Origin of the sequence: Undibacterium sp. Di27W (assembly GCF_049340345.1) — a bacterium.
Taxonomy (GTDB): Bacteria; Pseudomonadota; Gammaproteobacteria; order Burkholderiales; family Burkholderiaceae_D; genus Undibacterium.
Genome location: NZ_JBMPOS010000003.1, coordinates 344359 through 357061, shown reverse-complemented (window position 1 = coordinate 357061; position 12703 = coordinate 344359). Strand labels below are relative to the sequence as shown.

The following is a 12703-nucleotide window of genomic DNA, read 5'->3' as shown; positions in this document are numbered from 1 at the left end:
GCTCTCTTGAACAGGGGGCTCCGCATATCTATCTATATTTCACCCTCTACCAGGCTAAATTTCCCTGGTAACAGTCTAAGGCAGCAGTCAACTTAGCCGCCAGTACGCTGAGTCCAGGGAACAACGGTTCCAGCCTCCTTCTTGGCTTGTTTGGCAGCTTTCTTTTCTTTAGGCGTACTGGCCGCCTGCTTCTTGGTTTCTTTGTTACTTTGCTGAACTTTACTCATGATCTTACTCCCGGGAACACCAAGGCCTTGGTGACAAGTCAGTATAGGCTCATCGTCAGCCATTAACCATTTTACAAAAAATATAATCAAGGCACTCCGCTCGCCGTTTCATACCGCGATTTCCGCAATCTGTCTCATTGCCAGGGCAAACCCTGGCGATTTTCTTTACAGTTTCCCCACTCAAACATATCCGATCTATCGATAAAAACAGGGGGACAAGATGCTGGAAATTCGCAATGTCACAAAAAACTTTGGCAAGAAGCTGACTGCAGTAGATAACTTGTCACTCCATCTTGGCCCTGGTGTGCTTGGCCTGATAGGCCATAATGGCGCGGGCAAAACCACGCTGATGCAAATGGTGGCGACGCTGACACGCCCCACTAGCGGCAGCATACTTTTCCAGGGCCAGGACATCGTCAAAAAACCGCAGGCCATACGCCAGCGACTGGGCTTCCTGCCTCAGGATTTTGGTATTTATCCCAACCTGACTGCACTGGAATTCATGCAATACTTTGCTGCGCTCAAGGGTGTGCGTGATCCTGCCCGTATCAGGCATTTACTGGAGATGGTGAATTTGCATGACCAGGCCAAGCGCCAGGCATCAACATTCTCGGGTGGTATGCGGCGACGGCTGGGCATAGCCCAGGCTTTGCTAAACGACCCTGACATTCTCATCGTCGACGAACCCACGGCAGGATTGGATCCGGAAGAACGCCTGCGCTTTCGTCATCTGCTCAGTGAACTGGGCTTTAAAAAACTGGTCATCATGTCTACCCATATCGTCTCTGACGTAGAAAGCATAGCCAGTCAATTGGCCATCATGCGCCAGGGAAAATTGATCGCCTATGCCAGTCCCGATGAAATCCTGGCCCAGGCACATGGCCAGATCTGGACCGCAGAAGTCGCCAGCCATGAATACGATGCCTTGCGCAATAAAGTCCATGTCTTGCAAACCCAAAAACAGGGTAATCAAATGAGCTTGCGCATAGCTCACCCACATCAGCCCTGTGCCGGTGCCCGGCATGCGGCCCCCAGCCTGGAAGAAGCCCTGATGGCACAACGTTATGCAGTGCAGGAGCTTGCAGCATGAACGCCGCCCTATTAAGCTCACTAATAGTAAATGAAGCCCGCCTGCGTCTGCGCAGGCTGAGTAGTGTAGTAGCAGTGCTGAGTGTGATTGCCCTGGCCTGGCTCATGATTCCTGATCCGCAATCAGGCACAACTTTGATGGCGATCAATCATGCCCGGGTGTTATATACCAGCTCTACCCTGGCTTATGGCAGCGCAGCACTGGCCAGCCTGTTGTTTGGCCTGGCCGGTTTTTATCTGGTACGTGGTCGCATTGCAGAAGATATGCGTAGCGGTTGCGGCGGTGTCATTGCGGCTTCACAAATAGGAAATGGCATTTTTCTGTTCGGCCGCTGGCTGGGTGGCGTCGCGTATTTACTGGCTCTTGTCCTGGCATTCCTGGGAGCCATGCTGGTCTGTCATTTGCTACGCGGCGAAGGCCCTATACAACTGTCAGTCTATTTCCAGACCTATGTAGCCCTGTTATTGCCCATGATATTTTTTGCCGCTGGCTGCGCAATTTTGTTTGACAGTTTTTCGCCCCTGATGGGCAAACTTGGTGACGTTATTTTCTTTTTTATCTGGACAGGGCAAATTGCCTTACTGGATAAGGTGGAGATGGGCATCGCTGGCCAGATCAATCCTTACATGTACATCGATTTCATCGGTTCAGCCACCTCCATGGCCAATCTGAAAATACAAATGGCGACTACCAATTTTTCCCTGGGTATCGCCACTTTCAATGCTGCCATCCCCCCCATACTGTTGCCAGATATCATGTGGTCAGGGCAGTTAATGGCAATTCGTTGTGCCAGTGCTCTTCTGGCATTGCTGCCATTGCTGCCAGCGATTGCCTTATTCCATCGTTTTTCGCCGGATCGTGTCAAGGTGAACCAGACACGCAAGCGCCGCTCACCGCTGCACTTGCTGAATCAATTGCTACGTCCCTTTGCCAGACTGGCACAACCACTATTCCGTTTAGCGCAAGCCTTGCCTGGCCTGGCTGGTCAGATATGCGCGGATCTGGCCTTGACTGTGGCGACCAATCCCATGACTGGCCTGGCATTATTAGTCTTGCCTTTGCTGGCTATATTTTGCCTCAACGGCGGCTTGCCCGGTCTATTGACTATCGCTGTCGCCATATGGGGTATCCTGGTGAGCGACATCGCCAGTCGTGATCATCAGGCGGCCACTGGTGAAATGACGGGTACACTATCTGGCGGTATCAGCCAACGCTATCTGCGCCAGTTTGCCAGCGCCGCCTTGTTGGGGATCTTGCTGACCGGCATCATCGCTTTGCGCTGGTCTGTACATGAACCAGTGCGCGCACTGGCCCTCATCATCGGCATATTCAGTATGAGTGCGTTTGCATGTTTATTGGGCCGCTTATCAAAAACACCGCGCACTTTTTTATCCTTATTCCTGTTTGGTCTGTATGTGGCCATCAATGCAGTCAGAGCACCCATGATCGATGTGTTTGGCTTCAATGGCGTGGCCAATAGCGATTCCATGAGCTGGCACCTGATGCTGGGCATAGTGGCACTAACGATGGGCTATCTGTACAACCGGAAATTATCGGCATGAAGTATGTTTATTACTTGTTGATAAGTCGGTGGACAAGCTGTAGACAAGCCAGGGGTTTATTGTGGGTAAGTTGTAGATAAGCTGTAGATAAGCTGGGGATAAGTAAGGAGTAGCCAGGGGCAAGCGGTGAATAAGCACAAGATCAGCAAGTGCCCGCTTGCACTTATATTTCTTCTCAGCAAAACACAAATTGTATTAATTGTAAGCAGACTTTAGTTTGATTGTTTTAGCAAAAGTATCTCCCTATACTTTTGCTGAAGCTTATTTCATCATCAGGATTTAAGTTCGCATCTGACGATGTAGGCCCGATCTGGTCGCCTTGCCAGATCTACCGGAATCCAGTCTGCTGAGTCCCCTGCCGTCATACAGGCCTGTTCATCAGCATCGTTTCCTCCGCATGTTATGAATAGGATAAATTACGCATATGTCTGCCGGACTTACCCTTAAAAAAGATTTAGCCAAAATACTGCTTTATTGCCTGCTTGCGTTGTTCCTGGTACCAGTATTCACTTACTGGTTTGCGCAGTATGTGGAAAGCAAACAGGATGAGAAATTCATCGCCTATGTATCACAGGAAATTTCCAGTGACGCTAAATTGACAGCGGATGAAAAATTCCAGCAACAAGAATTTTTCCGCCTGTACCCCCCGTCCAAAATCTGTGACAACACCATTGTGGAAGCAAACGATTATCGTGCCAGGGTATGCGCGCCTTATTCGGATAACTGGCAATTCATCATGGCCAGGAAAATCTCGGCCTGGACCATCACCGGTGGCGTCGTCTTATTGTTCACCGTATTCTTGCTGGGTGCCCTGGCATTTTTGAATGAAAAGGCGCAATACCTGAGTTTTGTCACCGGCTGGCGGGTGCTGACATTCAGCTGCACTGCTAATACCATCTCCCAGGGTGCCATGCTGATGTGGCTATCCTTCTGGGTTACGGCTTATTTCATGAATCGCTACTCTGTCAAACTGATAGGTGTCGCCGTCGTGTTTGTTGCGATTGCCGTTTTTTATGTGATCGCCAGCATTTTCAAACGCGTCAAGAATGACCATCAAATCCAGGGTGAATTAATTTCCGAACAGGCGGCCCCTGGCTTGTGGCAGCGCATACGTGATCTGGCAGCACGCTTGAAAACGGCGGCACCAGACAATATCGTGGCAGGCATAGATGCCAATTTCTTTGTAACGGAATCGCCTTTGAATGTCAGTGGCAGGAGCTTGCGCGGTCGCAGCCTGTTCATCAGCATCCCGTTATTGCGTTTGCTCAGCCAGTCAGAAGCCGATGCCGTGCTGGCGCATGAACTGGCGCACTTCCGTGGAGGCGACACTGCCAATAGTGCAGCACTCGGCCCCAAGCTGGCGCAATATGATCAATATTGTTTTGAAATGCGTAGCGCCCATGTGCCTATGGTGTTTTATCTGATGTGCCTGTACCGCATGATTTTTGAGATTGCCTCGGCGCGCAATAGTCGCAACCGGGAATTTCTGGCTGATCGTATTGCAGCCAAAATCATCGCACCGGCGGCAGTCGCTCACTCCCTGATCAAGATTGCAGCATATGCCAATTACCGGAACGAGATAGAAAACCAGTTATTTTCTCGTAATGAAAAACAGGGTTCCAGCCTGGGTATAGCGCAATTCGTGGCTTCCGGCCTGCACCCTTATGCCCGTTCTTCTGATTTCCTGACAACCATGAAACATGCGAGTGTGCCGCATCCCTATGACAGCCATCCCAAGATGACAGAGCGTATGGAAAATGTCGGCCATATCATTGCCGAAGCAGGTTATGGGGCGATCGTCACCAGCGTGCCAGTGAAAACCTGGGCAGCAGATATACAAACTGCCGATGAAATTGAAGCACGGCTGTGGGCCAGCTATGAAGAAGATTTTTCTCAAGCCCATGAACATAGTCTGGCCTATCGCTATGAACCGGCCAATGAAGAAGAACAAGCCCTGGTATTGCGCTATTTCCCACCTGTGGAATTTTCTCTCAAGGAAGGTAAAGCCATACAGGTCACCTATGCGGGCTGGATCTTGCCGGATGAAACTGAGCCTGTCTCCTGGGATAGAGTGACGACCTATGAGTACGAGGATGGCATGATGTCGGATACTTTGACCATCAAGCATCCTGAGAAAGGCATGCTGGGTGCCAAGAGTACCAAGGTCAAACTGCCAGGTATCAAAAAGGTACGCGAAGAATTCAAGAATGTCTCAGGCCATTACTGGCACAGGCATCAAGTCATGCGCCACCAGCAAGCCTCGTCATAAAATTCCCGTACTTGCACCAGAAAAATCCCGCCTTGAATCAGGCGGGATTTTTTTTTTACGCATATCGTACGGACCGCTGTACGGACAGTCGTACGGACAAAACGGACAATGGAGCCAATTTAAATATCCATATAAATCAATGACTTAAAACTGGCACGGTTTCTGCTAAACAGTAAGCAAACAACAGTGGAAACATCATGATAAGAGATACTTCAGGCCAGGACATGGTTTTATCTGCCAACAAGGGGCAGACACGTAAACGCATTATCATCGCGCTGGTAGCCAGCACTGTGGGTATTACGGCCCTGGTCTTACTGGTCTCGGCCTGGCGTGGCAGCAGCCAGTCCGTAAATGCGGCACGCTTGCGCATTGCCACCGTCAGCCATGGTAATCTGGTCAGGGATGCTGCGGTAAATGGCCGTATCGTTGCCGCCATCAGCCCCACTTTGTATTCCAGTGCTGGCGGCACGGTGACTCTAAAAGTGAATGCTGGCGAGACGGTAAAAAAAGGCGACATCGTCGCTGAAATTGAATCACCCGACCTCAACGACCAGCTCAAGCGCGAACAATCAAATACCGAGCAACTGGAAGCCGAAGTCGCACGCCAGCAAATCCTCGCCAAGAAACAAAAACTGATCGCCAGGCGTGACGCTGATCAGGCAGAGATAGACCGCGTCGCTGCCCAGCGTGCCTTCCAGCGTATAGAGGCGGCAGGTGTCGTTGGTGTAGTTGCCAAGAATGATTTCCTGAAAGCCCAGGATGCCATGCATTCCACTGAACTGCGTGCCAAGCATGCCGCTCAGGCTGCCGACCTGGAAAGCGAAGATGTCAGCCTGGAATTGAAAACCAAGATGAGCCAGTTGCAACGCCAGCGTCTCGCCACGGACTATGCCAAACGTCGTGTCGATGAATTGAAATTACGCGCACCGGTAGATGGCATCATAGGTAGCCTGGCAATTTCCAACCGCAGCGTGGTAGCTGCCAATACCGCCTTGATGACTCTGGTCGATTTATCGCAGCTTGAAGTCGAAGTGGAAATTCCTGAATCCTATATGACAGACCTGGGACTGGGCATGAAGGCCGAGATCACGATCAACAATAACAAAGTCATGGGTACACTGACAGCGATTTCGCCAGAAGTGGTGAAGAGCCAGATACTCGCCCGCGTGCGTTTCAGTGGTCAGCAACCCGAAGGTCTGCGTCAAAGCCAGCGCGTCGCAGCCCGTTTGCTGATGGAAGAAAAAATTAATGTCATGCTCTTGCCACGTGGTCCCTTTGTCGAGGCAGAAGGCGGACGTTTTGCCTATGTCGTCGAAAATGGCGTTGCCCAGCGTCGCCCCATCAAAATGGGGGTAAGCAGCATCTCTGCAGTAGAAATTCTGAGTGGTTTGAAGGACGGCGATAAAGTCGTGATATCCGGTACCGATACATTTGAAAATGCCAACAGCGTTTCTATCAATAACTAAGAGCAACAATTCACTGAAAAAGGAATTCCCATGTTACGCATGAAAAATCTGAGCAAAATTTACCGTACTCATTTGATAGAAACCCATGCCCTGCGTGGCTTCGACATCCACGTCAAGGAAGGGGAATTTGTGACTGTGACCGGCCCATCGGGTTCTGGCAAGACGACCTTTTTGAATATTGCCGGTTTGCTGGAAGATTTCAATGACGGTGATTACCTGCTCGATGGCATCAATGTCAAAGGCATGAATGACAATGCCCGCACTCGCCTGCGTAATGAAAAACTGGGTTTCATCTTCCAGGGTTTCAATCTGATTCCTGACCTGAATTTATTCGACAATGTCGATGTACCGCTGCGCTATCGCGGCCTGAATGCCACTGAGCGCAAAGACCGCATAGAAGCTGCACTGGCCCAGGTGGGCCTGGCTTCACGCATGAAACATTATCCCGCCGAATTGTCTGGCGGCCAGCAGCAGCGGGTAGCAATTGCCCGTGCGCTGGCAGGCTCACCCAAGCTCTTGCTGGCCGATGAACCGACAGGTAACCTGGACACCCAGATGGCCCGCAGTGTCATGGAATTACTGGAAGAAATCAATGCCAAGGGTACGACGATCCTGATGGTGACACATGACCCTGAACTGGCCGTGCGCGCCCAGCGCAATGTCCATATCATCGATGGTCAGGTCAGTGATCTGGTACGCAAGATGCCTTCGTTGTATGACGCCAAGGCGGATGGACATACAGAGGCAGATTCTGCCAATGAAATCGATCGTTCGGCAGTGGCTTGAGGAGAAGTAGGATGCTTCAATATTATTTCTTACTGGGTATACGCAGTCTGCGCCGCAACCCGGCACTGACTGCCCTGATGGTCCTTACCCTGGCTGTCGGTGTGGCTGCCAGCGTCTCCACCCTGACCATCTTGCATATGATGTCAGGTGACCCTATTCCGCAAAAAAGCAACCGCTTGTTCATGCCCATACTCGACAATGGCCCCTTGAAAGGCTATACCCCGGGAGAGCGGCCGAATGACCATCAAATGAGCTACCGCGACGTCAGTAATCTGCTGGCTGGAACTGGGGGTGAAAGGCGCACCGCCCTGTACGGTGTAGAAATGGCGATAGAACCGGCACGCAAAGACTTGCCTGCCATCGCTGAAGAAGGTGTAGCGACGACCAGGGATTTTTTTTCCATGTTCGATACACCTTTTTTATATGGACAGGGATGGACTGAGAAAGACGATAGCAAAGGCACAGATGTGGTGGTGCTTGGGCGTGAATTGTCTGAAAAATTATATGGAAAATCCAATCCGGTTGGTCAGTACTTGTCCATGATAGGCCACCAATTTCACATTATTGGCGTGCTTGATACCTGGCAACCCAGGCCCCGCTTTTATCGCAATGTAGGCCGTTCCGCCTCATTTGGGATACAGGATGATTTCTTTATCCCGCTTGCCAGCGCAATACGGCATGAAATCACCCATGCTGGCGGAATGTCTTGCTCGGGCGATATGGAGCCGGGCTGGCAAGGCCGCTTGAATTCTGAATGCACCTGGTTACATTTTTGGTATGAATTAAAGTCAGAAGGGCAGCGTCAGGAACTGCAAACTTATCTGGACAATTACACCGCGGATCAGCGCAAACTGGGACGCTATGTGCGTCAGGAAAAAAACCGGCTGTTTAATGTCATGGAATGGCTGGAAGAATCCAAAGTGGTTGGCAACGATAACAAATTATCTGTCTGGCTGGCTTTCGGATTTCTCTTGCTGTGCCTGGTCAATACGGTGGGTCTGCTGCTGGCAAAATTCTCGGTACGCGCTGCAGAAGTCGGTGTGCGGCGCGCCCTGGGTGCTTCGCGTAAAGAAATATTTAACCAGTTCCTCATAGAAAGCAGCGTCATTGGTCTGGCCGGGGGCGTGACAGGATTGCTGCTGGCATTTATCGCCCTGACCCTGATTTCGCTGCAGTCGACGCAATTGACTGCGCTTACCCATATGGATTGGCAAATGCTGCTAGTCACTTTCGTCTTGTCAGTGGCGGCCGCCATATTGGCGGGCTTGTTCCCGACCTGGCGCGCTTGCCAGGTGACCCCTGCGATACAACTCAAATCACAGTGAGAATGCTATGAAATTTAATCTGGAAATACGACCTATTTTGTCTGCGCTGATGCGCAGCAAGACCGGCGCTATACTGGTCGCCATACAGGTCGCAATCAGTCTGGCAATTTTGGCCAATGCCGTCTACATCGTCAAACTGCGCATGGAAATTGTGTCACGTCCCAGTGGCGTGGCACAAGAGAACGACCTGTTTTCTCTCACCATCAGCAATCGCAAGCCAGCAGAGCATGCAGAACAGATAGCCACGCAAAAACAGGATGAAGTCACCATGCGCGGCGTTTCTGGTGTGCAGGATGTTACCCGGGTAAGCCAGACACCGCTCTCCCAGGCAGGCAGTACGACTACTATAGGACTGACCAGACAAGATGATAACGCACGGTCTTTTGTCTCCTTGTATATTACCGCGGAATCCCTGATGAAAACCTGGGGTTTGAAACTGACGGAAGGACGCGATTTCAGTCCCGGTGAATACATGGAACTTGACGAAAGTACCACCAAGGAATTTCCAGGCGTCGTCATCATTACCAAGGCCCTGGCCGACAAATTATTTCCTGACCAGACTAGCGTAGTCGGCAAAACCATTTATTTTGGTAGTGGTGACGATGCCGATGCTACCCGGATAATTGGCGTACTTGACCGCTTGCAAAGCCACGGAGCGCAAATCGGCCTGAAAGGCGAGTATTCGGTCATGGTACCCATCCGTATGTCGCATGATCCGTATACCAAGTACTCCATACGTACTGCCCCGGGTCAACGTGAACGCGTCATGAAAGATGTGGAAATGGCGCTCAGAAAAGCCTCGGCTACGCCTTTGATCATCAATATGCGTACTCTGGAAGGCGATCGTGCCAAACGCTACCAGGCCGACCGGGGTTTGGCCTGGATGCTGATTGTTGTCTGTATCTTGCTCTTGCTGGTCACAGCCAGTGGTATTGTCGGCATCTCCAGTCTGTGGGTCACGCAGCGTCGCAAGCATATCGGTGTGCGTCGCGCCCTTGGTGCACGCAAAATAGACATCGTGCGCTATTTCCTGACAGAGAATCTGATGATCACCAGCTTTGGTATCGCCAGCGGACTGGCACTGGCAGTCGCCCTGAATCAATTATTGGTCAGCAAACTCGAATTGACGAAATTGCCAACCTCTTATTTGCTGGGAGGCAGTGTAATTTTCTGGATACTTGGTATCATCGCGGTGGTGGGGCCGGCAGCACGCGCTGCGTCGATTTCACCAGCCACTGCTACCCGCAGTACCTGAAGCCACTAAGCCTTGAAAACTCAAACACTGACAATGCCTACCGTATTAATTATTGATGACAATACCACCGTCGCGGTGGCACTGGAAGTGCTGTTTTCCCTGCATGATATTGATGCGGTCTGTGCCACGTCACCAGAACAGGGCCTGGCGATACTGGAGCATCAGCCTATCGACCTGGTGATACAGGACATGAACTTCACTGCTGATACGACCTCTGGCGATGAAGGCCGTGCCCTGTTCACCGAGATACGCAAGCGCTACCCTGACCTGCCCGTTATCTTGCTGACTGCCTGGACGCATCTGGATGCTGCCGTGGAATTGATCAGGTCAGGCGCTGCCGATTATCTGGGCAAACCCTGGAACGATCAAAAATTATTGACCACGGTCAGAAACCTCATCGAACTGGGGCAAAGCAATCGCGCCCTGCAGCAAAGATTGCAGCGCGAACGCAAGCAAAAGCGCGAGCTGGAGCAAAAATTCAATCTCTGCAATCTGGTCTGGAATGATGCGGCCACCGAGCGCGTGCTGGGCATGGCATGCCAGGTTGCCCGTGCTGACGTGCCCGTGCTGATCACCGGGCCAAATGGCGCAGGCAAGGAAAGAATTGCCGAAATCATACAAGCCAATTCCAGTGTCAAGGATGGCCCCTTTGTGATACTCAATTGCGGTGCCCTGCCCGCAGAACTGATAGAAGCAGAACTGTTTGGCGCCGAGGCTGGCGCTTATACCGGGGCCAGCAAGGCCCGGGAAGGCAAGTTTGAAGCGGCCGACGGCGGCACTCTGTTCCTGGATGAAATCGGTAACCTGCCACTGGCCGGGCAAATGAAATTATTGCGCGTGCTGGAGACCGGCCGCTTTGAAAGACTGGGTTCGAACAAGGAAAGACAAGTCAAGGTACGCGTCTTAAGCGCCACCAATGCCGACCTGGCGGCCATGATCAAGGCTGGCAGCTTCCGCCAGGATTTGCTATACCGCCTTAACGTCATAGAACTACATCTGCCCACACTGGCAGAACGCACTGGCGACATCCTGCCACTGGCCGAGCACTTTCTGAGTAATGGCAAGACCCTGCATGTCAGCACGGCATCTGCTTTGGTGCAATATGCCTGGCCGGGCAATGTCAGGGAACTCAAGAATATCATGCAGCGAGCCTGCCTGCTGGCGGCCAAGAATGAAATCATGCCTGCCGATCTAGGCTTGCCATTGGCGAATAGCTGGGTCAATGAGCAAGAGCCAGATAAGGATGCGATAGAGCGCGCACTGCAAAAGGCCCATGGTGTGGTAGCGCAAGCCGCCGCCGAACTGGGACTGAGTCGCCAGGCCCTGTATCGCCGCATGGACAGGCTGGGCATCAGCCGCAGCGCATGACAGAGCAAGCGCCAGCAAGCAGCAGGATCAATAAGAAGCCGCTGTTTTCCATACTTAGCCGCCTGAGTTTGTTGATGGTGGCTATCCTCTTGCTGGCCGTCGTCGTCAGCACGTTGATGCTGCATGTATTGCCAGACCAGTTGTGGCTAGCCACGGGCCTGAGTCTGGCCATCATCTTGCCGTTAGGCCTGGGTATTTTGCGCAGCCAGTTGCAAGCCATGATCAGGCTGTTTCATACTCTGGCGGGTACAGTCATCAGTTATCAGGACAATGATTTTTCCATAGGCGTACACTGGCCCTTGCAAGATGAGTTGGGTGAACTGGTGGAGGCCCACAATGCCCTGGGCGATGTCTTGCGCAAGCAAAGGCTGAATCTGGTGCAGCGAGAACTCTTGCTCGATACCATGGTACAAAACACGCCAGTGGCGATGATGCTGGTGGCCGATCATGGGCCTATTGTATTCGCCAATATCGCCGCCAGACAATTGCTGAACCAGGGACGCAAGCTGGAAGGTTTCAGCTTTAATGATATTCTGACCCAGGTCTCCAGCTCATTGCTTGAAGCCATACAACGTGGCGGCGATGGCTTGTTTACCGTTGCCGCCAGAGATGCCGAAGAAGAGGAAGAAGTCTATCATCTGGCCCGCCGCAACTTCAGCCTGAATGGCCGCCATCATGAATTATTCCTGCTGCGTCACCTGACGGTGGAATTGCGTCGCCAGGAAGTGCAGACCTGGAAAAAAGTCATACGCGTCATCAGTCATGAATTGAATAATTCCCTGGCACCGATCGCCTCGCTGGCGAATTCGGCCGCCGTGCTGGTCAGCCGTGGCCAGACGGAACGCCTGCCCAGCATCTTGCACACCATAGAAGAACGTACCCGCCATCTGGAAAGCTTTATCGATGGCTATGCCCGCTTTGCCAAGTTGCCGACACCCAGGCTGGAACACACGCATTGGCATAGCTTTATCGCTGGTTTGAAGTCTCAGGTCATTTTCACCGTCGTCGACAGTTTGCCGGAAGAAGCAGTCAATCTGGACCGCGCGCAGATGGAACACGCCTTGCTGAATTTATTGAAGAATGCCCATGAATCCAGCTCCAGGGCCGATGATGTCAGCCTCAGCATACGGGTATTGCAAGGCATGACACGCATAGAAGTCATGGACAGGGGTAGCGGCATGACAGATACCGTCATGTCAAATGCCCTGATCCCGTTCTATTCCACCAAGCGCAGCGGCACTGGCCTGGGTCTGGCCCTGGTGCGTGAAATCATCGAAGCCCATGGTGGACGGATCAGCTTGCAGAATCGTGAAGGCGGGGGATTAACGGTCAGTCTGTTCTTGCCGCTTATCTAA

General features: G+C 51.9%; 10 protein-coding genes. 9 read left to right on the top strand and 1 reads right to left on the bottom strand.

Features of this window, described 5'->3' with window-relative positions; translation table 11 throughout:
- Positions 1–92 precede the first annotated feature (92 nt).
- On the bottom strand, positions 93–227 hold the full coding sequence (locus ACO0LF_RS09350) for a hypothetical protein (RefSeq protein WP_281275181.1): 135 nt from the start codon (positions 225–227) through the stop codon (positions 93–95).
- A gap of 220 nt (positions 228–447) precedes the next feature.
- Between ACO0LF_RS09350 and ACO0LF_RS09345 the strand changes: the two genes are divergently transcribed.
- The 9 genes from ACO0LF_RS09345 (at position 448) to ACO0LF_RS09305 (ending at position 12703) form a co-directional block, all read left to right on the top strand.
- Positions 448–1317 (top strand): ABC transporter ATP-binding protein, encoded by an 870-nt coding sequence (locus ACO0LF_RS09345; protein WP_423013832.1) that lies wholly within the window; start codon positions 448–450, stop codon positions 1315–1317.
- Complete coding sequence (locus ACO0LF_RS09340; protein ID WP_423013831.1) at positions 1314–2879, top strand: hypothetical protein; 1566 nt, start codon at positions 1314–1316, stop codon at positions 2877–2879. The genes ACO0LF_RS09345 and ACO0LF_RS09340 overlap by 4 nt, the downstream gene beginning before the upstream one ends.
- 424 nt (positions 2880–3303) lie before the next feature.
- Positions 3304–5148 (top strand): M48 family metalloprotease, encoded by a 1845-nt coding sequence (locus ACO0LF_RS09335; RefSeq protein ID WP_423013830.1) that lies wholly within the window; start codon positions 3304–3306, stop codon positions 5146–5148.
- 197 nt (positions 5149–5345) lie between these two features.
- On the top strand, positions 5346–6614 hold the full coding sequence (locus tag ACO0LF_RS09330; protein ID WP_423013829.1) for an efflux RND transporter periplasmic adaptor subunit: 1269 nt from the start codon (positions 5346–5348) through the stop codon (positions 6612–6614).
- A gap of 30 nt (positions 6615–6644) precedes the next feature.
- Complete coding sequence (locus ACO0LF_RS09325; RefSeq protein WP_423013828.1) at positions 6645–7400, top strand: ABC transporter ATP-binding protein; 756 nt, start codon at positions 6645–6647, stop codon at positions 7398–7400.
- Between the two features lie 11 nt (positions 7401–7411).
- Entirely contained in the window at positions 7412–8725 is a 1314-nt protein-coding gene (locus tag ACO0LF_RS09320) for an ABC transporter permease (RefSeq protein WP_423013827.1), read from the top strand.
- A gap of 7 nt (positions 8726–8732) precedes the next feature.
- A complete protein-coding gene (locus tag ACO0LF_RS09315) occupies positions 8733–9980 on the top strand; it encodes an ABC transporter permease (protein WP_423013826.1) in 1248 nt (415 codons plus the stop codon).
- Positions 9981–10013: 33 nt separating this feature from the next.
- Entirely contained in the window at positions 10014–11348 is a 1335-nt protein-coding gene (locus tag ACO0LF_RS09310; RefSeq protein WP_423013825.1) for a sigma-54-dependent transcriptional regulator, read from the top strand.
- Entirely contained in the window at positions 11345–12703 is a 1359-nt protein-coding gene (locus tag ACO0LF_RS09305) for a sensor histidine kinase (protein WP_423013824.1), read from the top strand. The genes ACO0LF_RS09310 and ACO0LF_RS09305 overlap by 4 nt, the downstream gene beginning before the upstream one ends.

Excerpts from the sequence above, each read along its gene's own strand:
- ACO0LF_RS09350 (WP_281275181.1), bottom strand. The coding sequence starts at position 227 with ATGAGTAAAGTTCAGCAAAGTAACAAAGAAACCAAGAAGCAGGCGGCC.
- ACO0LF_RS09345 (WP_423013832.1), top strand. The coding sequence starts at position 448 with ATGCTGGAAATTCGCAATGTCACAAAAAACTTTGGCAAGAAGCTGACT.
- ACO0LF_RS09340 (WP_423013831.1), top strand. The coding sequence starts at position 1,314 with ATGAACGCCGCCCTATTAAGCTCACTAATAGTAAATGAAGCCCGCCTG.
- ACO0LF_RS09335 (WP_423013830.1), top strand. The coding sequence starts at position 3,304 with ATGTCTGCCGGACTTACCCTTAAAAAAGATTTAGCCAAAATACTGCTT.
- ACO0LF_RS09330 (WP_423013829.1), top strand. The coding sequence starts at position 5,346 with ATGATAAGAGATACTTCAGGCCAGGACATGGTTTTATCTGCCAACAAG.
- ACO0LF_RS09325 (WP_423013828.1), top strand. The coding sequence starts at position 6,645 with ATGTTACGCATGAAAAATCTGAGCAAAATTTACCGTACTCATTTGATA.
- ACO0LF_RS09320 (WP_423013827.1), top strand. The coding sequence starts at position 7,412 with ATGCTTCAATATTATTTCTTACTGGGTATACGCAGTCTGCGCCGCAAC.
- ACO0LF_RS09315 (WP_423013826.1), top strand. The coding sequence starts at position 8,733 with ATGAAATTTAATCTGGAAATACGACCTATTTTGTCTGCGCTGATGCGC.
- ACO0LF_RS09310 (WP_423013825.1), top strand. The coding sequence starts at position 10,014 with ATGCCTACCGTATTAATTATTGATGACAATACCACCGTCGCGGTGGCA.
- ACO0LF_RS09305 (WP_423013824.1), top strand. The coding sequence starts at position 11,345 with ATGACAGAGCAAGCGCCAGCAAGCAGCAGGATCAATAAGAAGCCGCTG.